Raw genomic sequence first — 19,931 nt, 5'->3', positions numbered from 1 at the left:
AGAGGTGTAGTATGGCAAGCGTTTTAGTAGTTGATGATGAAAAACTCATCGTAAAAGGAATGAGATTCAGTCTGGAACAGGACGGTATGGAAGTGGACTGTGCCTATGACGGAGAGGAAGCCATTAATCTGGCAAAACAGAAAGAGTATGATGTGGTCCTGTTGGATGTCATGCTTCCCAAATATGACGGATATGAAGTGTGTCAGGCCATCCGGGAATTTTCCGAGATGCCCATTATCATGCTGACGGCAAAGGGCAATGATATGGATAAGATCCTGGGTCTGGAATACGGTGCCGACGATTATATTACAAAGCCTTTTAACATTCTTGAGGTAAAGGCAAGGATCAAAGCTATCCTGCGCCGGAATGCCAAGAAGAACAAGCGGGATAACCAGGAAGACAGCCAGGTGATAAAAGAAGGCGATTTGAAGCTGGACCGGGACAGCAGGAGAGTGTTTATTGCTGAGAAAGAGATCAATTTAACGGCAAAGGAGTTTGACCTATTGGAGCTTCTTACCTGCAATCCGGGTAAGGTTTACAGCAGGGAACAGCTTCTTACTTATGTATGGGGAAATAAAGCTATGGATACGGGGGATGTACGGACGGTAGACGTTCATGTAAGGCGTCTCCGGGAAAAGATCGAACCCAGTCCCAGCGATCCTAAATATGTGCATACCAAGTGGGGCGTAGGATATTATTTCCGCGTCTAGTAAATGAAAGAGGAGGATTTCTGACGGGAGACCGGGGAAATCCGCCTTTTCTTTAAATTTTGGGAGAGAAAATTCCTTAGATAAGAATCAATTTTGGAAACGGGGAAACGATAGGATGGATTACAGCATTAGAAAAGTAAGAAAAGAGGATTTGGACCGGGTGGTGGAAGTGGAGGCCCTCTGTTTTCCGCCGGAAGAGGCGGCAGGGAGAGAAGCCATTTTGCAGAGGATCGATCATTTTCCAGAAAGCTTTCTTGTGGCGGAGCTTTCCGATGGGATGATCATCGGTTTTATTAATGGCTGTGTTACAGATGGGAATACGATCTGTGACGAAATGTTTGAAAAAGCAGATTTTCATAACCCAGATGGTGCTTACCAAAGCGTGTTTGGACTTGATGTGATAAAAGAATGGCGGGGACAGGGAGTTGCCGCTGCGCTTATGAAACGTTTTATTGAAGAAGCAGGGAAAAGTGGCAGGAAAGGAATGATACTCACCTGCAAGGACAGGCTGATTCACTATTACGAAAAATTCGGATACCGTAACATGGGAGTGTCCGGATCTGTGCACGGAGGAGCCGTCTGGTATGACATGCGGCTCGATTTTATGGATACAGGGAAGTGAGGCACCGTCAGTATGAAGAGAAGCCCCCAGGGAGAGCGGTGGAGACGGCTTGACAATACGGCAAAGATATTTCCGGTCATAGCCAGTGAAAATTTAAGCAATGTATTCCGGATTTCCGCGGTTTTAAAGGAAGAGGTGGATCCGGGCACCTTACAGCGTGCACTGGAAGAGATCCTTCCTCAGTTTGAGGGATTTTCGGTGAGGCTGCGGAGGGGATTTTTCTGGTATTATTTTGAGGACAACAAGAGGATGCCGGTCATTGAACGGGAAACGACTTACCCCTGCAAATTCATTGATCCTCACAGCAATCAGCTTTATTTGTTCCGGGTCACATATTTTGACAGGCGGATCAATCTGGAGGTATTCCATGCGGTTACAGACGGCCTGGGAGCGGTGAACTTTTTAAAGGCCCTTGTTTACCGGTATCTGGATCTTAAGAAAAATTCAAGGACCGGCCACCGGGCCTCTCAGAAGATATCATCGGATGTTTCCATGAATGTAGAGGATAGTTACGTCCGCCATTATAAAAAGACCGAAAAACGTAAATATAGCTCAAGAAGAGCTTACCACCTGGCAGGAGAAGCCCTTCCTCTTGATGAGGAAAATGTTCTTCACGGCTATGTGGATTTAAAGATGTTAAAAACAGCCGCAAAAAGTTACGGGGTCAGCATCACCAGATTTTTGACGGCGGCTTTGATCTTTACGATCTATCAGGAATATCTAGACGGAAAGCCTTGTGAGGAATCCATCGGCATCAGTATCCCCATTAACCTGCGGACCTTTTTCGGCTCGGAGACAACCGCTAATTTTTTTGCGGTGACGCTTATTGACTTTTTATCCACCAGTGAGGAGCATACCTTTACCGAGGTACTGGAAGCGGTAAGCAGCCAGATGGATTCAAAGATCACAAAGGAAAAGATGGAGCAAATCATCTCCTATAATGTTTCCAATGAAAAGAAGTGGTATCTGCGGGCCGCGCCCCTTTTAGTAAAATGGTGTGCATTAAACCTGGTTTTCCGGAAAAATGAGAAGGCCTACACCATGACTCTTTCCAATATCGGTCCGATTGATATTGAAGAGGATTACAGAAAGGAAATCGAGCGGTTTTCCATCATGATCGGCGTTTCCAAGAGGCAGCCTATGAAATGTGCGGTCTGCTCCTATGGAGAAGAGGTCATTGTGACCTTTACTTCCGTATTTCAGGACACCAGGCTTCAGGATCGTTTTTTCGGTTTTCTTAGAGAAATGAGTATTCCGGTGAGTCTTGAGAGCAACGGCGTTCCGGATCACCGGGATGATCTTGGTATGTATCCCCAGATCCGTTATGACAGGAAACGTCTTAAGAAGCTGGTTACTGTCTTTTATGGATTGCTGTTTTTTGTAGGGGCTGTTTTGGGGATGATCAATTATGCCACCTATTCCGGTTCTCTGTGGTCCATCATTGCCATCGGGCTTATGGCATATACAGCTCTTACCGTTGAATATTCTGTTTTGCGCCATGCGAATCTGGCATCTAAGATCCTTTTGCAGACGGTGGCTGCGCAAATACTTTTAGTGGCCCTGGATCATTCTACGGGTTATAATGGTTGGTCCGTGAATTACGGAATTCCAAGCACCATTTTGTTTGCGGACCTTTCCATTGTTTTTTTGATTCTGGTGAATCGGATGAACTGGCAGAGCTATTTTATGTATCAGATTGCTGTTACAGTGTTCAGCTTTATTCCTTTGATTTTATGGGCGACCGGTCTTCTAACCAGACCGTTTCTTGCCTTGTTTACTGTGACGGTGACAGTGATCATTCTTGCCGTTACGATTGTGCTTGGTGATCGAAGTGTGAAAACGGAACTGAAAAGGCGGTTTCATGTGTAAAAAGATGCCGGAAAAGGAGGGGATTGTTGATGAGCCGGAAAAAAGTGAGCGTAAGAGGAAATCTTGTGAGGGATATGATGCAGAATGTAATGGAAACTTCGTTAAAACAGCCCATCCGGACCGGAGAACTAAGGAAAAATCCGGTGGAGCCTGCCTGGGTCCGACCGGCGGGTTATGAATATGAAATCATAGAGCTGGAACATTTGAAAATGGAGTATCTGCGCCCAGTGGGAGTGGTGACGGACCGGGTGATCTTACAGCTTCACGGCGGCGGATACATCGGGCCTATGAAGAACATTTACCGGAGATTTGCGGTCCGGTATTCCAAGCTAAGCTTCGGCGGGGACGTTTTGACCCTTGATTACCGGGTGGCACCGGAACATCCATATCCGGCAGCTTTGGAGGATGCAGTGGCTGCTTATCAGTGGCTAATTGAGGAAAAAGGGTACCGGCCGGAGCATATTGCGGTGGCCGGGGATTCTGCCGGAGGCGGATTGAGCCTGGCATTAGGGCTGTATTTGAAAGATCATGGAATTGCCCTTCCCGGAGGGTTTATCACCATGTCTGCCTGGACAGATCTAACCAACAGCGGGGAAAGCCGTGTGTCTAATTACGAGATCGATCCGCTGTTTGGAAATTCTACGGATAATATGCTTTACAATTCGGAATATATCGGCGGAGAGGACCCTGGCATTCCTTATATTTCTCCGGTATTTGGGGAATATGAAGGTTTTCCTCCTGTTCTCATGCAGGTGGGAAGCTATGAGGTGCTTTTAAGCGATACGCTGACTGTGGCTGATAAGCTTAAAAATGCAGGAGTGAAGCGGCGGGTTTCCGTTTATGAGGGAATGTTTCATGTATTTCAGATGGGGCTGGATTTGATCCCCGAGAGCCGGGAGGCATGGGATGAAGTGGAGTCGTTTTTACGGATCATTTTTCATATCAATGTAAAACCCGATGGAAAAGTGGTGCGAAAGGTGAAAACAGAGCACACAAAGCCGGCAAGAGATATGGTTAAGCTTCTCATTGCCATGATGAAGAAAGAACTGGACGCATAAAGGAGACACCAATGAAGATTACGCTGGTAACTGTGGGAAAAATAAAGGAGAAGTTTTATACAGATGCCATCGGGGAATACAGCAAACGATTGAGCCGCTACTGCAAACTGGATATCGTACAGGTGGCTGACGAAAAGACACCGGACTCGGCCAGCGAGGCAGTCGAAAGGCAGATAAAGGATAAAGAAGGGGAAAGAATCCTTTCTTCGATTAAGGACGGGGCTTATGTGATCGCGTTGGCAATTGACGGGGAAATGCTTAATTCGGTTGAACTGTCGGAGAAAATAAACGGCCTTGGGATCGGAGGAGTGAGCCATATTGTTTTTGTGATCGGTGGATCTTTGGGGCTTTCTGATGCTGTTTTAAGGCGGGCGGATTATAAGCTGAGCTTTTCCAGGATGACGTTTCCTCATCAGCTGATGAGAGTAGTTTTGCTGGAGCAGGTTTATCGGAGTTATCGGATTATCAGCGGGGAACCGTATCATAAATAAGCCTTTGCTTAAGGTGTTTGCTATGATGAAAAAACTCGTCATATTAGATGGAAAGCAGCATGAATAATTTATGATCGTGCACAGAACTTGTAGATGCTTTATATCAAATTTGAGCCAGACAGGATAAGAACCTGATGATGACATAATGGAGTATAAAAACATGAAAAAAGCACTTATATTTGGTATTATCGGATCTTTCTTTTTTGCATTTACATTTGTGCTGAACCGTAGCATGCATCTGTCCGGAGGAAGCTGGATATGGAGTGCAAGCCTCCGATACCTGTTTACCTTTCCAATTCTTGCTTTGATCGTGGGGAAACAGCACGGGTTTCAACAAGTCCATAAAGTTATAAGAAAGAATTTTTTAAATTGGTTTATATGGAGTACCGTAGGATTTGGCCTTTTTTATGCACCGATCTCTTATGCGGCCGATTATGGGGAATCCTGGTTGATTGCGGCATCTTGGCAGGTAACAATCGTAATGGGAATTTTACTATCTCCTGTATTCCACAAGCGTGTACCCATAAAAAATTTATGTATATCAGGATTTATTTTAATCGGAGTTTTTCTTTTACAGGTACATAATATTGCAGATTTGGATATTAAAATAACCCTTATGACGCTGCTTCCTATTCTTATAGGGGCTGTCTCCTATCCTTTGGGAAACAGAAAAATCATGGAGGCAAGCGGAGACCAGCTTTCTACAATCCAGCGAACTTACGGTATGACGTTATGCAGCCTTCCCTTCTGGTTCATTTTATCTGTACTTGGTCTGGTTAATGCCGGGGTACCTTCTGTAAGTCAGACGGTACAATCCTTCTGTGTTGCGGTTTTTTCCGGAGTGATCGCAACGTTGCTGTTTTTTAAAGCCACCGATATGGTTAAGTCGAACCATAAGCAGCTTGCTGTGATAGAATCCACACAGTCGGGCGAGGTCATTTTTACCTTGCTGGGAGGCATCTGGCTTCTTGGGGATTCCCGGCCTGATGGCTTGGGAATTCTCGGCATATCGTTTATTGTGTTTGGTATGATCTTTAACAGCATGATTGTATCCTTTTCTAAAAAATCAGAGATTATTAACCTATAACGAAATGGTTTTTACCTGCCAGCCTGTGTACTTTTGCTGGCGGGTTTTATATTGATGTTTTGATCCGTATGAACTTGAAAGTCTCTTGTTAGTCTGGTAATATTAGGAACAGATCATTTTGTTTGCAGCCGTCAAATGATAAAGAGGCTGAAGTAAAAGAGGCAGCCTGGCATGGAAAGGAATAACAGCCGGGTATGCCCAGGATAAATAAAGATATGAAAGGAAAGGGCATATGAGCCAGAAACTTCTTACCCCCATCCTTCCGGAGGCGATGGATTTTGTTCTGGAAGATGTGGATGAATTATACCGCAGGAAAGAACAGGAGGAAGCGGTAAGCGATGTTCTCATAAGAAATCTTCATGTAACGGAGGAAGATCTTTCCCACATGCGTTTTTCTGCCGTCATATTTGAAAACTGCATATTTCAGGATTGCAGCTTTGAAAAAGGAGAATTTACTGACGTAGCATTCCGGGCCTGCGACATATCCAACTGCAATTTCGAGGACAGCTATATTAACCGGGCGGAATTTTCCTCCTCAAAGGGTATGGGAACAAAGTTCTGCGGGAATACCATGCTCCATACCGTAATAAAAGACTGTAATTTCAATTATGCCAATTTCGATTCTTCCAGACTGGAGCACATCCGCGTTACCGATTCCCAGGTCCGGGGCGGATCCCTGACCCAGTGCCGCTGCAAGGCATTTGAATGGAACCGGGCAAATCTGGAAAATGCCAGTTTTTTTAAGACCATGATGAAAGGAATGGATTTTACCAGCAGCACCATACAGGGGCTGGTAATGTCTGATAACTGTACGGAGATAAAGGGCGCTGTGGTGGATCTATACCAGGCGGCGGAACTGGCAAAGTATCTTGGCATTGTCATAAAAAACTGACCATCTGATGCTCTAACACGTTTCTGGATCAAATATGAGGTTTACAATGATCCTTTATGTGATAGAATGGTTATAATTATGTTACAAGATAAGCGTTTATTTAAGGAGGCGAGCTTTTTTATGATGGAACCTTCAAAAGCTGCGTAGCACGGGTTATGCAGTTAAAATGAATAAGTAATTGTATAGCCTTTGCTATTCCTGACAGTAAAAATATGTTTGGGAGGCAGCGATGCGCTATCAGAAAGCGAATGAGATTTTACCGGAAGAGCTGGTGGAATTAATTCAGAATTATATAGACGGGGAGTATGTTTATATCCCCAGAAAACAGGAAAATAAACGAACCTGGGGGCAGAGGACAGGTGCCAGGGAGGAAAGAAAGCTCCGGGACTTATCCATCTATGAGGATTACCTTTCCGGCATATGCGTGAAGCTTTTGGCGGAGCGCTATTATCTGTCCGAGAAAAGCATCCAGAGGATCGTACTTCAGGAAAAGAAAAATATGAAATTAGAATAAGGCGGCGCATCTGTAAGAAAACGGTGCGCCGCCTTTTCTTTGTTCCATAAGAGAGTATGAGGTGGGATAAAGAAAGAGGGCGTGTTACAGTTGTTGAAAGAAACAATTGTATAAATGGAGAAAGAACATGAATCGAAATTTACGAAAACAATGGATCGTCACGCCGGACCAGCTTCCAACCATCATAAGAAGATGTCCGAAATGCGGAAAAAAAACGGAATTTATAAACAGCGGAAAATTCAGGGTCAATGCCAATGGCCGCCTCATAGATGTCTGGCTGATTTACCGGTGCGGACAATGTAATACCTCCTGGAATATGACCATATGGGAGAGAGCGGAGGCCGGCCGCCTGGAGAAAGAAGAATATGAAGGATTTTTAAATAATGATCCTGATCTGGCGGTAAAATACGGGAATGACAGGGATTTATTTGCGAGAAATAAGGCAGAAGCTGCTGCCTCAAAGGCGGAATATCACGTGACTGCCGTTGATACTGCATTACCCTGCGGGGAGGATCATGCCATGGAGATCGAGATAAGGATTCCGCCTGGATTTGATTTGAGGGCAGATATTTTTTTAATGCAGCAGTTATCCGTATCCAGAAGCAGGATAAAGAAATGGTGTGAGGACGGGCTGATTCTAAGCGGCGGACAGGTATTGTCTCCCAAAGGAAAAATCAAGGACAGGATGCTTCTGCAGATAAGAAAGGAAGCCTGCCGTTCGGAACAGGAGGAAGCGTTTAAGATGATTCAGTATCATATGATTTAAAGTCCTGCTTTTCCAGCCTTTTCTCGCCTGATCCGGTCCTTTTTGCCAGAAGAAACAAAGTCATAAAAATGGTATATCCGATCAATAATACTCCTGCAGTCAGCCATAACCCAGATATAGCAATCCGGTCTACAAACAGACTGCAAAAAAAGGACGCACACATGGAGCCTGCCTGCAGAAGAAAAGAACCGAGAGAAAGAACACTTGCTCTGAAATATCCTGGAGTATATTGGTTGATCAGGGTGTTTTCAGCTACACTTCCGGTTCCGAGGAGGAGATAAATACTTCCGTATCCCAGGATAAAGAGCCATACATTTTTATGAAGAGCCAGAACAAGGAGGGCACAGCCAAGGAATAACCGGCTGATGCTGTAAATCCGCCATTGGCGGCCGGGAAATTTCTTCAGCAGCCTTTGACAGAAGGAATTTCCCATCGCTGCCAGTAAGAATCCGGCAAAGGACAGTATACCCAGAACCCAGGTTCTTTCCGTATGATTTGAAATCTTAAGATAAGCCGGCTGCCAGTAGGTTTCAATGGAGATAAGGAAAAAACCGGTAAACAGCATACCTGCCAGAATCAAAGGGAAGTCCTGTTTTGACAGGACTATTTTTACGCCTCTCTTTACATGCTTCGTGAGGGGAATCCTTTCTCCCCGGCGGCCGCAGATTTTATCTTCCCGGATGCAAAACAGACAGAGCATGAAGGTAACTGCTGTAAATACGCCGCGGGTCAATATATTTCCGGTGAAAGAATCTCCTATACAGGAAAGAAAGCCGCCAAGGATACAGCCGGCCGCAAGCCCGGCTTCTTCCAGAATCCCAAGGCGGGCAGCGATTGCAGGAAGACAAGCTTCTCCCTTTTCCTGCAGAGCCTGATCCACGATGAGGGCATCCAGGCTTCCGGTAGAAAAGGCTCTGCTGATCCCATTAAGAAGAATGTAAAACAGCAGCCAAATCCAGTTGTCAGCAAACAGAAGCAGGATCAGGGACAGGATCTGGCATGCGCCGGAAATAAGGAAAACAGTCTTCCGTCCGTACAAATCTGCGCAGATTCCGCTGGGCAGTTCAAAGCAAAGTACCGCAGCAGAATAGGAAGCGATCAAAAGCGGCAGAGTCTTTAGATCGGCTCCCCGGTTTAAAAGAATTAAATTAAGCACCGGCAGAAGGATTCCCAAGGATACATAATTGAGAAAAATAGTCAGCTGCTTTCCATTACTCATAATGATTCTCCTCTGCATTGTATAGAATAAACGCATATTCCCAGGGGGATTTTTCTGCAGAAGGAAAGGCGTGCCGGTCTAAATAATCCGTGATCATCATCAAAAGCTCTTTGCCTTCTCCCTCAGACAGATGTATGACACCGGTTAAGATATCTCCTAAATTCCATGTACTTTCCGGATCGGTAGAATCATACCGTTCCAGATACTTCTTTTTCTGAGCCAGAAATCCCTCATAGGTTCCGGCAATCTGTTCCTGTACCAGAACTTCCTTCTGCATATTGTTCTCATCGGGATGATCCAGTCCAATCTGGACATTGACATAGGTAGGTTTGTAATATCTGGCGGTAATTCCGTTGATCATTTCTGTATGATCCAATTCCACGACTCCCAGCGAGCTTAGTTTTTTAATATGATGCTGGACACTGGAAGGGGATATCTCCAGTTTTTCTGAAAGCTGCTTGGGTGTCATGGGGATTTTGGACCGTCCCAATAATCTAAGAAGCTTCTGCCTAACAGGATTCATGTAGATTTCCAGTTCCTTTTTTGTAGATAATGTAATTTTCTCCATATTCTTTTTTCTCCTTATCCCTGTGATATCATTACATGTATTGTAACATTACAGAGTGTGTAACGTCAAGCAGAAATTAAGTATAAAACAAGAAAGGTCTTATAAGTTTCGCAATTACATATCCTATGTATTGATTAAAGAATTAAAAAGAATTGATATTTTTGGAAAAGCCTCTTGACAATCAGGGAATAATATTATATTATAAACGTAGTTGATAATGATAATTATTACTGATATTATTTATCAATAAGGTGAAGCGGATATTCTTATTTCGCTTTCCATATATCAGAACCAACACGCAGCCATACAGCTGTTTTCGCGGGGGCCTGGCCTCCACGGAAAAAAGTACAATTTCCGCCCATAGAAACAGCGGAAAATCCTGATAAGTTAACATAAAATCAAAATATAAAAATCATAGGAGGTAATTCATTATGTCATTAATCGGAACCGAAGTAAAACCATTCAAGGCGCAGGCTTATCACAACGGAAAATTTGTAGAGGTCACAGAGGAAGATTTTAAGGGCAAGTGGAGCATCATCTGCTTTTATCCTGCGGATTTCACGTTTGTTTGCCCGACAGAACTGGAAGATCTGCAGAACAATTATGAGACATTTAAGAATCTGGGAGCGGAAGTTTATTCCGTATCTACGGATACTCATTATACCCACAAGGCTTGGCATGACAATTCAGAGGCTATACGTAAGCTGACTTATGTTATGATTGGAGACCCTTCTCATACAATTTCCCGCAATTTTGATGTACTGATCGAAGCAGATGGACTTGCAGACCGCGGTACTTTTATCGTTGACCCGGACGGCATCATTCAGTCGGTAGAGATCAATGCCGGAAACATTGGCCGTGATGCAAATATTCTTATTGATAAGATCAAGGCTGCCCAGTACGTTAGAAAGAATCCCGGTGAAGTTTGCCCGGCAAAATGGAAAGAGGGCGGAGCCACACTGAAACCAAGCCTTGATCTGGTAGGAAAAATTTAAGGAGTAAAGATTATGATGCTGGATACTGAAATAAAGAAACAACTGGCTGAGTATCTCCAGCTTCTGGAAAACGATGTGCTGATCAAAATCAGTGCAGGATCTGACAGTATATCAAAGGACATGACGGCTCTGATCGATGAGCTGACCGCACTGTCACCGAGAATAAAGACAGAACAGGTAAAACTGCCCAGAACACCCAGCTTTACCATTAACCGAATGGAAGAAGACTTTGGGGTCACTTTTGCAGGCATCCCTTTGGGCCATGAATTTACTTCTCTTGTACTGGCTCTTTTACAGGTAAGCGGAAGAGCCCCCAAAGTTGACGGTAAACTAATTGACCAGGTGAAGAGTATCAAGGGCGAGTACCATTTTGAAACCTACATCAGCTTAAGCTGTCATAATTGCCCGGAGGTGGTTCAGGCCCTTAACCTAATGAGCATTTTAAATCCTGGCATTACCCATACGATGATTGACGGTGCCGCCTTTAAAGAAGAGGCGGAGAGCAAAAATATTATGGCTGTACCAACGGTTTTACTAAATGGTGAGTTTTTTGGCAGCGGGCGCATGACACTGGAAGAGATTCTTGGAAAATTAGGCAGCGGGCCTGATATGTCAGAGTTTGAGAAGAAAGAGCCGTATGATATACTTGTAATCGGAGGCGGTCCCGCGGGAGCCAGTGCAGCCATTTACGCGGCGCGCAAAGGCATACGCACAGGGATTGTTGCGGAACGCTTCGGCGGTCAGGTAAGAGAGACGCTGGGAATTGAGAATCTGATCAGCGTCGGATATACCGAAGGTCCCAGATTAGCAGAAATCCTGGAGCAGCATGTTAGTAATTATGATGTGGATATTATGAGTGCACAGCGCGCCAGGCGCCTGGAAAGAAAAGAACTCATTGAGGTGGAACTGGAAAACGGCGCTGTCTTAAAAAGCAAGGCAGTGATCCTTTCCACAGGTGCCCGTTGGAGAAATGTCGGGATACCGGGTGAGGAGGAATTTAAGAACAAGGGGGTTGCTTATTGTCCCCATTGTGACGGACCTCTTTATAAAGGAAAGCAGGTGGCAGTAATCGGAGGCGGTAATTCCGGCATAGAAGCCGCTATTGACCTTGCGGGAATTGCCAGTCATGTAACGGTGTTTGAATTTATGCCTGAGCTGAAGGCAGATGCGATCCTGCAGAAGCGCCTTTACAGTCTTCCTAATGTAACAGTATTAAAGAATGTACAAACGAAAGAAATTACCGGTACTGATAAGGTAAACGGCATCACCTATATGGAGCGCGAATCCGGAGCAGTCCATCATATGGATTTGCAAGGAGTATTTGTTCAGATCGGTCTTATAGCCAATACAGACTGGCTGGGGGATACGATTGAACGCAACCGCATTGGTGAGATTATTGTTGATAACCACAATGCAACCAGCTTACCAGGAGTTTTTGCAGCAGGAGACTGCACGGACAGCGTTTATAAGCAGATAGTGATCTCAATGGGATCCGGAGCGAGCGCAGCTTTAAGTGCTTTTGATTATTTGATTCGAAATTGACTTTGAGTAAGGTGAAACCCATGAAACCCACTTTTTATGTGTGTTTCATGGGTTTCATTTTACTCTCTGGTTACATTTTGACTGCTTAGCACTGCGGTTAATAGCTTTTTGATAAATGTTACAGGAAGACATATAATATACTTAAACATAGAGCCGAAAGCTGGATTAAGCCTAGCCGTCGCATATTATATTATCAGAGTGCTTGTCCGGAAGCCCGCCCTTGGAATTGGAAGCACCTAAGCCAAACCCTGTCAAGCGGGCAGGTTGGTTTAAAGTTACTACCCGAAACCTTGACATGTCCCATCTGTAACAGTATAATTTTATATGGACATGATTGGAAAATGACTGGAGTGATAAAAATGCAATATCGTGCACTGGAGCAGATGCTCATTAATTCAATAAAAGAAGTACAGATAAAATTAGGATACGAAAAAGAACCTATTCGCTTCTATTACCCCGAACGTGCTCTGGTGAACATCCTGAAAATCCACGAAGGCTCTCCACAGGAAACAAGAGCAGCCATGGAAGGTTTTAAGGAATATGTGAAGGAGCGTCTGGGAGACATCAGGATCACAAAAAGTCAGGAACGCTTTTGCTTTGAGATTCCCCAGGAAGGCATAGAATACGTATATCACCATAAAAAAGACAATGGCTTCTTAAAAGAATTCATTGAAACCGTAGAAAAACCCAATACGACCCTGGAGGAGATCCTGAAAGTTTTTCATAAATTCGCCGACGGCAAGGTTATCTGTATAAAATCCCAGGAAGAAGATTTCGATTACATTATATTTTTTGAGGATTCCTCAATGGATAATTACCGGTACTATATTAAATTTCATGGAAATCACGCCACATACCACAGGTTCTTATCCGAAGATGCAGCGGATATGGGCATATAACGATATCATATCAGGAGAAAAAACAATGCAGAGAAAAAGGTGGATCGCAACCCTGTTTACAGGTCTGGTATTTATGGCCGCGAATAGTTTTACTGCCAAAGCAGATATGGCCGCCAACGCGGTAATTCCCATTGTGGCTCCGCCGCCCTTTGAGCAGCAGATTGGCCCTGGAGCCGGCGGGGGGAAAGACTTTTCCCAGTCAGCGCCGGAAGTTTACACAGGTACAGGAGAACAGGTTGTGGCTTTTGCAAAACAGTTTCTTGGAAACCCCTATGTATATGGAGGGACAAGCCTTACATCAGGTGCCGACTGTTCCGGATTTGTGCTAAGCGTTTATAATCAATTTGGCATAAGCCTCCCAAGGACCTCTGAAGCCCAGGGAGAAGCTGGATTTGATGTGGGCGGAATCGAAAATGCCCGGCCCGGCGATATAGTATATTACATAGGACATACCGGTATTTACATAGGGCAGAATCAGTTGATCCATGCAAGCGGCCCAAAGGATGGGATTAAAATATCCTCTGTGGATTTTATGACAATTGTTTCAGTCAGAAGAATATTAGGGAATTAAATAATAATAAGATTATCTTTGAGCTTATTCAGATGCTTCGTCAGAATCATCGGGAATAAGCTCTTTTTTTATGCAGCAGCGTGCCGGAATGCCTTTCAGGAAGTCAGAAGTTTTTCAGTCATAATTTGTCCCACCACACATATATTGAGGTAAGAGGAGGGATGAAGGTGGAGAGGAAAGACGAGCTTATCAATATATTTTCCAGGAGCATAAGAGAAATTTTAAACCGGGTAACAATTAACTTTGACGAGGTTCAGGAAATCAGGCTCCGGGTAGGAGCTCCTCTTTTAATGGTATACCGGAATGAGGAGTATTATGTGACTCTTAAGGGTTCTCTGAATAAGGAAGGAAAGGATGCCTATATCGTCTCGAAAAATGAGCTTAAGGAAACCATGGAGTACATGAGTAACTATTCTCTTTATGCTTTTGAAGAAGAGATGAAGCAGGGGTTCATTACCATTCAGGGAGGACACCGGATCGGAATCGCAGGAAAGACCATTTTAGACGAATCTGGAATTAAGGCCATGAAATACATATCCTTTGTCAACGTCAGGCTGTCCCATCAGGTAAAGGGCTGCGCCTCTGAGGTTTTGCCCTATCTTTATGAGGAAGGGAGAGAAATCTATCACACGCTGATCATTTCCCCTCCCAGGTGCGGAAAGACCACTTTGCTGAGAGATTTGATCCGTCAGGTCTCCAACGGTTCTGAGGAGCATGCAGGCCTTACCGTGGGCGTGGTTGATGAGCGTTCTGAGATTGGGGCCTGTTATCAGGGGATCCCTCAGAATGAACTTGGAATCCGTACCGATATTTTGGACTGCTGTCCCAAGGCAAGAGGAATGATGATGCTGATACGGACCATGTCCCCAAGAGTGATCGCCGTGGACGAGATCGGGAGCCGGGAGGATCTGGAAGCAATGGAATACGTAATGAACTGCGGCTGCAAGCTGATTGCCACGGTTCACGGAAACTCTATAGATGATTTAAAGCAGAAGCCGATTCTTAGAAAGTTGGTGGAGGAGCGGATCTTTGAGAGGTATGTGGTCTTAAACAACTTAGGAAGGATCGGAAACATCGACCAGATCTATGATTCCAGGGGAACGCAGCTCTACAAGGCGCAGGTACATCAGATGGGAATACGGTGGGACAGGCAGGAGTGCATAGCTTATGGATAATACATGGCTGCGGATAATAGGAGCTATTCTGGTCATTATATCATGCTCAGGCCTTGGATTTTTTATGGCGGCCCAATGGAACGAGCATTTAAGAACGGTAGAAAAGCTTAGAAAAATGATTTTTTTATTGAAAGGCGAGATTGTTTATGCCAATTCCCCGCTGACTGAGGCCTTTGAACGGACCGGCAGAAAGGCTGGGGGCGAGATCGGTGTTTTGTTTGAGAGCGTGTCGGAAAGACTTTCCGGACAACAGGGAGAGACCTTTTATACCATTTGGCAGGAGGAGATTGACAAGCTTCCCAGGGAGGTCTGCTTGTCCAAAGAGGACAAACAGAATTTAAAAGGTCTGGGGGAGCATCTGGGTTACCTGGACATGGACATGCAGGAGCGGAATATCCTTTTATATCTGGAACAGCTGGACTTAACAATCGGTTATCTGAGAAAACATAAGCAGGAAAAAAGCCGCCTTTATACCAGTCTGGGTATCATGGGCGGTTTATTCCTAACAATCGTAATGTATTAAGGAGGATCGCATGGGAGTCAATTTGATTTTTAAAATTGCAGCAGTTGGAATCCTGGTTTCCGTCATCTGCCAGGTTTTAAAACACAGCGGACGGGAAGAACAGGCATTCTTAACAAGCCTTGCGGGGCTGATCCTGGTACTGTTCTGGCTGGTGCCTTATATTTATCAGTTATTTGAATCCATTAAAAATCTGTTTGCATTGTAGGTGAGTGTATGACCGTAGTGACCATAGCCATAACAGGAATCGTTGCAGTGCTTTTAGCGGTTTCGTTAAAGGGGATGAAGGGGGAATATGGGACCTATCTGGTCATGGCGGCGGGCTTTTTTATCTTCTTTTACGGCATGGGAAAGCTCACCACCATTCTGGATACGATGAAGGAGATCCAGACCTATATTAAGATTAACAGCGTCTATTTAACCACATTGGTAAAGATGATAGGAATTACCTACATCGCAGAATTTGCCGCTGGGATATGCAAGGATGCCGGATATGGAGCCGTAGGGACTCAGATCGAAATATTTGGAAAGCTTTCCGTTCTGGCGGTCAGCATGCCCATTCTCCTTGCGCTGATCGAGACACTGCAGGTATTTTTATCATGACGGGAGGGTTAAGGACTATGAAAAGAACCGCCTTTTTCCTGCTGTGCCTTATTAGTTTAATGCTGCTTCTTTTTTGCAAGGACAGCCTGGGAGCGGAAACATCATCAGGTAAGGAAGCATCCATCCCGGCGGAAAATTTAGACCTGGATCAGTATGATTTAACGGATATCCAGAATTTTCTGGACCGGTCGAAGGAGAACCAGGGCATGAATCTTTCTTTTAAAAAACTTATGAAAGATCTGATGGATGGAAAATTAAACGAGGTCATGGGACAAGTCGGAAAAGCGTTAAAAGATCTATTGGTGGGGGAGGTAAGAAACAGCGGGCATATGATGGGGCAAATCATGGTGCTGGGAATCATTGGAGCGGTGTTTTCCAACTTTTCCAGTGTATTTACCGGAAGCCAGATTTCAGAAACCGGGTTTTTTGTCACCTATTTGCTTCTGTTTACCTATCTGGCGGCCAGCTTTTTTACAAGCGTGACCATTACGGGAAATGTGGTGGGGCAGATTCTGGATTTTACCAAGGTATTGATGCCTGCCTATTTCCTGGCGGCGGCATTTGCGGGAAGCAGTGCATCGGCGGCGGCTTCCTATGAATTCACACTGCTTGTCATCGTTGCCGCCCAGTGGCTTCTTGGACAGGTACTTTTAGCACTCATAAGAGTCTATGCTCTTTTGGTCATGGCAGGCCATATTGCAAAGGAAGAAATGCTTTCAAAGCTTACGGAACTGTTGGAACAGGTAGTTTCCTGGAGCTTAAAGACCCTGGTGGGAGTTGTGCTTGGGTTTCATCTCATACAGTCCATGGTTCTGCCCTACGTGGATTCCATGAAAACGGGAGCCATTCAGAAGCTGATCGGAGCCATTCCGGGAATCGGCCAGGGCGTCAACTCGGTTGCCCAAATGGTTTTAGGCTCCGGGGTACTTATAAAAAATACCATTGGTGCAGCCGGCATTATCGTACTTCTTATCCTTTCCGTGATTCCCCTGATTAAACTGGCAGTGCTGATGGTTTTATACCAATGTGTTGCAGCCCTATTGCAGCCGGTTTGTGATAAAAGGATTGTTTCCTGTATTTCAGAAATGGCCAAAGGCCACAAAATGCTGCTGTCTGTAGCGGCTTCTGCAGTGATTCTCTTTGTTGTTACTATAGCGCTTGTATGCGCTTCTACCAATGTGACCTATTATACCGGGTGAGTGGCATGGAAGAATTGTTTAGCTGGATACGCAATATAACCTATTACCTGATTTTTATAACTGTGGTGGGAAACCTCCTGCCAAATAAAAAATATGAAAAATACATAAAATTATTTGCCGGCATGGTACTGATCCTTCTGGTATTAAAGCCCATTACAGGGGGCTTGAGGCTTGATGATACGCTGGCTTACTATTTTGAGTCAATAAGCCTTAAAAAGGAAGCCGGGGAGTTAACAGGAAAGCTTTCAGAAATGGAAGGGAAAAGGCTGGAAAGCATGATTGCCAGATATGAAGAGGCGGTTGGAACGGATTTAAAATCCATGGCTGAGACCGAAGGCTTTACCTGCAGAGAATCCAGGGCGGAGATTAACCAGGATCAGGCAAGCGGTACCTTTGGCCATGTCGTGCGGGTGTCCTTGCTTCTGTCACCGGGAAAAACCGGAGATGAGGGAACAGATATTGCAGTTTCCGGTAATGGAAATCTGCCGGTAAAAAAGGTACAGGAAGTGGAAGAAGTGAAAATAGCCGGTTCTGAACCGGAAAAGACTGATGATAAGGGACTGGAGGATGTGAGAAAACAGAAGCAGGAAGAAAATTCACGGCTTTCTGGTCTTAGAAGGCGGATTGCGGAATATTATGATTTGGAGGAACAGGATATTGAAATTCAAATGGAAGATGGGAAAGGATAAATGGCTGATCCTGCTGGCGGTTGGAATGATTATCCTGATCCTTACATTTCCCTCCGGTTCGGGCATGGCTGCCAGGGTAGAGAAGACAGCAGAAAGCAAAAACCAGACGGCACTGCAAAAAGGGATTGTGACAGAGCCGGCAGATGGGGAAGCGGCTGTTGCGGCAGGAGCAGACCGGACCTATGAGGAACAACTGGAGGCGAGGGTGAAGAGAATCCTAAAAACCGTGGATGGGGTCGGTCAGGTAGAAGTAATGATCGTACTGAAATCCTCAGAGGAGAAGGTACTCCGAGTCGATAAAGACAGTTCGGATTCATCTACTGAGGAAAAGGACAGCTCCGGGGGAATCAGAAAGATCACCAGCGCAGATCGCAAGGAAAACACTATTCTGACTGGTTCAGGAGAAAATACAGCTCCCATTGTGGAGAAAGAGATACGTCCGGAAATAGAAGGAATCATCATCAGTGCCCAGGGCGGTGGCAGTCCTACGGTAAAAGCTGAAATTTCCGGTGCCATGGAAGCATTATTTAACCTGCCCCCACATAAAATTAAAGTATTAAAGAGGGTGGAATAAAAAGGAGTGTCATGTATGAGAAGTTGGAAAACAAGCAATGAGCCCAAAGTCCCTAGAACCCCAAAGAAAATGGATATGAAGAAACTGTTCCGAAGAAACCAGATTATTATCACCACCTTAGCCGTTATGATAGCAGCTGCTGGATATTTAAACTATGCAGGAAAGCAGGAGGCCGCTTCCGGGAAAGACGTCTATGAAGCTGGAATGACTGATATTTCTGAAGAAGATATTTTAGCGGAAAACCAGTCCCTTACCGGCAGTGATACAAATCAGGATATTGCAAGCCTTGACCAGGATGCAGAGGATATTGATAAACTGGCGGCAGGAGAAACCGATGCGGCTTTACAAAGCGATGGATCGGTAGACTTAGCGGCAAATGAGACACAGGCGGCAAAAACCGGCCTTGACAACCCTGGAGAAGCGGTGCTTACCAGCGGAATGAACGTATCAGAATACATATCCAGCGTACAGTTAAATCGGGAGCAGGTAAGGGCAAAGAATAAGGAAACCTTAATGAACCTGATCAACAATCCAAACATTGAAGAAGCAGCAAAACAGCAGGCCATTCAGGAAATGATTGATATGACGGCTATTGCTGAAAAAGAAAATGCAGCGGAAACTCTTCTGCTTGCCAAAGGATTTGCAGATCCGGTGGTCAGCATTTCCAGCGGAAAAGTGGATGTTGTTATCAATGCCTCCAGCATTACAGATCCTCAGCGGGCTCAAATTGAGGACATCGTAAAGAGAAAAACAGAAGTGGGAGCGGAAAGCATCGTAATCACTCTTATGAAATTGGAAGAGTAAAAAGCCTTTGCAAACTGTGGACAGTTTTGCTATAATGATTCCAGAACCTAAAGGGTCGGAAGAAAAAACATCTTTCAACCCCCCGCTTTTGAATCAGGCGGATATGCCTGCATATCCAGTTGATTCATTAGTATATAAATATTAGTACAGGAGGGAATTGCTGTGGCAGAAATGGAAAGCAGAAATACTCACAAGGTATATGAAAAAGATAAAATTGGCGAAGTACAGATTGCGGACGATGTGGTGGCCATCATTGCAGGTCTTGCAGCAACCGAGGTAGAAGGCGTAGATTCCATGGCTGGCAACATCACCAATGAGTTGGTGTCAAAGCTGGGCATGAAAAATTTATCCAAGGGTGTTAAGGTGGAGCTGACAGAAGAACATGTATCGGTGGATTTATCCTTAAACATCAAATACGGTTACAGCATACCTGCCGTCAGTGAGAAGGTTCAGGAGAAGGTACAGAACGCCATTGAGAACATGACAGGCTTAACGGTTCTGGATGTAAACATCCGGATTGCCGGTGTAGCATTGGAAGAGAATAAATAGATGAAAAGGTCTATC

The 19,931-nt window shown here is 44.8% G+C and carries 24 protein-coding genes; 22 read left to right on the top strand and 2 right to left on the bottom strand.

The genetic code is table 11. The features are described from left to right. Positions 1-11 precede the first annotated feature (11 nt). The 9 genes from BMX69_RS14360 to BMX69_RS14320 all read left to right on the top strand — a co-directional run bounded on the left by BMX69_RS14360 (position 12) and on the right by BMX69_RS14320 (position 8,009). Positions 12-710, top strand: a complete 699-nt coding sequence (locus BMX69_RS14360; RefSeq protein ID WP_025234634.1) for a response regulator transcription factor — start codon at positions 12-14, stop codon at positions 708-710. A gap of 115 nt (positions 711-825) precedes the next feature. After that, positions 826-1,332: a GNAT family N-acetyltransferase gene (locus BMX69_RS14355; protein ID WP_054791465.1), complete on the top strand. Its 507-nt coding sequence runs from the start codon at positions 826-828 to the stop codon at positions 1,330-1,332. Positions 1,333-1,344: 12 nt separating this feature from the next. Further along, positions 1,345-3,201, top strand: coding sequence for a DUF6320 domain-containing protein (locus tag BMX69_RS14350; RefSeq protein ID WP_100042704.1), 1,857 nt, complete (start codon positions 1,345-1,347; stop codon positions 3,199-3,201). A gap of 29 nt (positions 3,202-3,230) precedes the next feature. Further along, the gene (locus BMX69_RS14345; protein WP_100042703.1) at positions 3,231-4,259 is read left to right on the top strand and encodes an alpha/beta hydrolase; all 1,029 of its coding nucleotides are present in this window, start codon (positions 3,231-3,233) and stop codon (positions 4,257-4,259) included. An 11-nt stretch (positions 4,260-4,270) separates the two neighbouring features. Continuing rightward, positions 4,271-4,750, top strand: a complete 480-nt coding sequence (rlmH, locus tag BMX69_RS14340; protein WP_092243959.1) for a 23S rRNA (pseudouridine(1915)-N(3))-methyltransferase RlmH — start codon at positions 4,271-4,273, stop codon at positions 4,748-4,750. A 160-nt stretch (positions 4,751-4,910) separates the two neighbouring features. Next, entirely contained in the window at positions 4,911-5,837 is a 927-nt protein-coding gene (locus tag BMX69_RS14335) for a DMT family transporter (protein WP_100042702.1), read from the top strand. Between the two features lie 232 nt (positions 5,838-6,069). Beyond that, positions 6,070-6,729: a pentapeptide repeat-containing protein gene (locus tag BMX69_RS14330; RefSeq protein ID WP_100042701.1), complete on the top strand. Its 660-nt coding sequence runs from the start codon at positions 6,070-6,072 to the stop codon at positions 6,727-6,729. A 229-nt stretch (positions 6,730-6,958) separates the two neighbouring features. Beyond that, positions 6,959-7,243 (top strand): CD3324 family protein, encoded by a 285-nt coding sequence (locus tag BMX69_RS14325; protein WP_025234614.1) that lies wholly within the window; start codon positions 6,959-6,961, stop codon positions 7,241-7,243. Between the two features lie 127 nt (positions 7,244-7,370). Further along, positions 7,371-8,009: a DUF1062 domain-containing protein gene (locus BMX69_RS14320; RefSeq protein ID WP_100042700.1), complete on the top strand. Its 639-nt coding sequence runs from the start codon at positions 7,371-7,373 to the stop codon at positions 8,007-8,009. Here the strand turns inward: BMX69_RS14320 and BMX69_RS14315 are convergent. After that, a complete protein-coding gene (locus BMX69_RS14315) occupies positions 7,981-9,228 on the bottom strand; it encodes an MFS transporter (protein WP_157724418.1) in 1,248 nt (415 codons plus the stop codon). The genes BMX69_RS14320 and BMX69_RS14315 overlap by 29 nt on opposite strands. Beyond that, the gene (locus BMX69_RS14310; RefSeq protein ID WP_054791469.1) at positions 9,221-9,796 is read right to left on the bottom strand and encodes an ArsR/SmtB family transcription factor; all 576 of its coding nucleotides are present in this window, start codon (positions 9,794-9,796) and stop codon (positions 9,221-9,223) included. Before BMX69_RS14310 ends, BMX69_RS14315 begins: the two co-directional genes overlap by 8 nt. A 431-nt stretch (positions 9,797-10,227) precedes the next feature. Here BMX69_RS14310 and ahpC point away from each other — a divergent pair, with 431 nt between their 5' ends. From ahpC to BMX69_RS14245, 13 genes are all read left to right on the top strand, one after another. Next, the gene (gene ahpC, locus BMX69_RS14305; protein ID WP_054791470.1) at positions 10,228-10,791 is read left to right on the top strand and encodes an alkyl hydroperoxide reductase subunit C; all 564 of its coding nucleotides are present in this window, start codon (positions 10,228-10,230) and stop codon (positions 10,789-10,791) included. 12 nt (positions 10,792-10,803) lie between these two features. Next, on the top strand, positions 10,804-12,333 hold the full coding sequence (gene ahpF, locus BMX69_RS14300) for an alkyl hydroperoxide reductase subunit F (RefSeq protein ID WP_054791471.1): 1,530 nt from the start codon (positions 10,804-10,806) through the stop codon (positions 12,331-12,333). Positions 12,334-12,692: 359 nt separating this feature from the next. After that, complete coding sequence (locus BMX69_RS14295) at positions 12,693-13,232, top strand: DUF3877 family protein (RefSeq protein WP_157724417.1); 540 nt, start codon at positions 12,693-12,695, stop codon at positions 13,230-13,232. Between the two features lie 25 nt (positions 13,233-13,257). Further along, entirely contained in the window at positions 13,258-13,803 is a 546-nt protein-coding gene (locus BMX69_RS14290; RefSeq protein ID WP_242941267.1) for a C40 family peptidase, read from the top strand. A 167-nt stretch (positions 13,804-13,970) separates the two neighbouring features. Further along, on the top strand, positions 13,971-14,978 hold the full coding sequence (spoIIIAA, locus tag BMX69_RS14285) for a stage III sporulation protein AA (RefSeq protein WP_100043862.1): 1,008 nt from the start codon (positions 13,971-13,973) through the stop codon (positions 14,976-14,978). Then, a complete protein-coding gene (locus BMX69_RS14280) occupies positions 14,971-15,501 on the top strand; it encodes a stage III sporulation protein AB (protein ID WP_100042696.1) in 531 nt (176 codons plus the stop codon). Before spoIIIAA ends, BMX69_RS14280 begins: the two co-directional genes overlap by 8 nt. 10 nt (positions 15,502-15,511) lie before the next feature. Continuing rightward, positions 15,512-15,706, top strand: a complete 195-nt coding sequence (spoIIIAC, locus tag BMX69_RS14275) for a stage III sporulation protein AC (RefSeq protein WP_013273849.1) — start codon at positions 15,512-15,514, stop codon at positions 15,704-15,706. Between the two features lie 8 nt (positions 15,707-15,714). Continuing rightward, entirely contained in the window at positions 15,715-16,101 is a 387-nt protein-coding gene (spoIIIAD, locus tag BMX69_RS14270; RefSeq protein ID WP_092244014.1) for a stage III sporulation protein AD, read from the top strand. Between the two features lie 17 nt (positions 16,102-16,118). Further along, positions 16,119-17,300: a stage III sporulation protein AE gene (locus tag BMX69_RS14265; RefSeq protein ID WP_100042695.1), complete on the top strand. Its 1,182-nt coding sequence runs from the start codon at positions 16,119-16,121 to the stop codon at positions 17,298-17,300. Between the two features lie 5 nt (positions 17,301-17,305). Beyond that, entirely contained in the window at positions 17,306-17,989 is a 684-nt protein-coding gene (locus BMX69_RS14260) for a stage III sporulation protein AF (RefSeq protein WP_242941266.1), read from the top strand. Then, positions 17,937-18,563, top strand: coding sequence for a stage III sporulation protein AG (locus BMX69_RS14255; RefSeq protein ID WP_100042693.1), 627 nt, complete (start codon positions 17,937-17,939; stop codon positions 18,561-18,563). Before BMX69_RS14260 ends, BMX69_RS14255 begins: the two co-directional genes overlap by 53 nt. A 15-nt stretch (positions 18,564-18,578) precedes the next feature. Beyond that, on the top strand, positions 18,579-19,367 hold the full coding sequence (locus tag BMX69_RS14250) for a SpoIIIAH-like family protein (RefSeq protein WP_242941265.1): 789 nt from the start codon (positions 18,579-18,581) through the stop codon (positions 19,365-19,367). Positions 19,368-19,538: 171 nt separating this feature from the next. Then, positions 19,539-19,916, top strand: a complete 378-nt coding sequence (locus BMX69_RS14245; protein ID WP_029702046.1) for an Asp23/Gls24 family envelope stress response protein — start codon at positions 19,539-19,541, stop codon at positions 19,914-19,916. Positions 19,917-19,931: the final 15 nt, after the last annotated feature.

It is taken from the genome of Lacrimispora sphenoides JCM 1415 (assembly GCF_900105615.1).
GTDB lineage: Bacteria > Bacillota > Clostridia > Lachnospirales > Lachnospiraceae > Lacrimispora > Lacrimispora sphenoides.
Note: the sequence above shows the minus strand (reverse complement) of the source record. Positions and strands in the feature narration are given on the sequence as shown.

Coding starts and splice junctions, on each gene's coding strand:
- BMX69_RS14360 (WP_025234634.1), top strand. CDS start 12: ATGGCAAGCGTTTTAGTAGTTGATGATGAAAAACTCATCGTAAAAGGA.
- BMX69_RS14355 (WP_054791465.1), top strand. CDS start 826: ATGGATTACAGCATTAGAAAAGTAAGAAAAGAGGATTTGGACCGGGTG.
- BMX69_RS14350 (WP_100042704.1), top strand. CDS start 1,345: ATGAAGAGAAGCCCCCAGGGAGAGCGGTGGAGACGGCTTGACAATACG.
- BMX69_RS14345 (WP_100042703.1), top strand. CDS start 3,231: ATGAGCCGGAAAAAAGTGAGCGTAAGAGGAAATCTTGTGAGGGATATG.
- rlmH (WP_092243959.1), top strand. CDS start 4,271: ATGAAGATTACGCTGGTAACTGTGGGAAAAATAAAGGAGAAGTTTTAT.
- BMX69_RS14335 (WP_100042702.1), top strand. CDS start 4,911: ATGAAAAAAGCACTTATATTTGGTATTATCGGATCTTTCTTTTTTGCA.
- BMX69_RS14330 (WP_100042701.1), top strand. CDS start 6,070: ATGAGCCAGAAACTTCTTACCCCCATCCTTCCGGAGGCGATGGATTTT.
- BMX69_RS14325 (WP_025234614.1), top strand. CDS start 6,959: ATGCGCTATCAGAAAGCGAATGAGATTTTACCGGAAGAGCTGGTGGAA.
- BMX69_RS14320 (WP_100042700.1), top strand. CDS start 7,371: ATGAATCGAAATTTACGAAAACAATGGATCGTCACGCCGGACCAGCTT.
- BMX69_RS14315 (WP_157724418.1), bottom strand. CDS start 9,228: ATGAGTAATGGAAAGCAGCTGACTATTTTTCTCAATTATGTATCCTTG.
- BMX69_RS14310 (WP_054791469.1), bottom strand. CDS start 9,796: ATGGAGAAAATTACATTATCTACAAAAAAGGAACTGGAAATCTACATG.
- ahpC (WP_054791470.1), top strand. CDS start 10,228: ATGTCATTAATCGGAACCGAAGTAAAACCATTCAAGGCGCAGGCTTAT.
- ahpF (WP_054791471.1), top strand. CDS start 10,804: ATGATGCTGGATACTGAAATAAAGAAACAACTGGCTGAGTATCTCCAG.
- BMX69_RS14295 (WP_157724417.1), top strand. CDS start 12,693: ATGCAATATCGTGCACTGGAGCAGATGCTCATTAATTCAATAAAAGAA.
- BMX69_RS14290 (WP_242941267.1), top strand. CDS start 13,258: ATGCAGAGAAAAAGGTGGATCGCAACCCTGTTTACAGGTCTGGTATTT.
- BMX69_RS14280 (WP_100042696.1), top strand. CDS start 14,971: ATGGATAATACATGGCTGCGGATAATAGGAGCTATTCTGGTCATTATA.
- spoIIIAC (WP_013273849.1), top strand. CDS start 15,512: ATGGGAGTCAATTTGATTTTTAAAATTGCAGCAGTTGGAATCCTGGTT.
- spoIIIAD (WP_092244014.1), top strand. CDS start 15,715: ATGACCGTAGTGACCATAGCCATAACAGGAATCGTTGCAGTGCTTTTA.
- BMX69_RS14265 (WP_100042695.1), top strand. CDS start 16,119: ATGAAAAGAACCGCCTTTTTCCTGCTGTGCCTTATTAGTTTAATGCTG.
- BMX69_RS14260 (WP_242941266.1), top strand. CDS start 17,306: ATGGAAGAATTGTTTAGCTGGATACGCAATATAACCTATTACCTGATT.
- BMX69_RS14255 (WP_100042693.1), top strand. CDS start 17,937: ATGATTTGGAGGAACAGGATATTGAAATTCAAATGGAAGATGGGAAAG.
- BMX69_RS14250 (WP_242941265.1), top strand. CDS start 18,579: ATGAGAAGTTGGAAAACAAGCAATGAGCCCAAAGTCCCTAGAACCCCA.
- BMX69_RS14245 (WP_029702046.1), top strand. CDS start 19,539: ATGGAAAGCAGAAATACTCACAAGGTATATGAAAAAGATAAAATTGGC.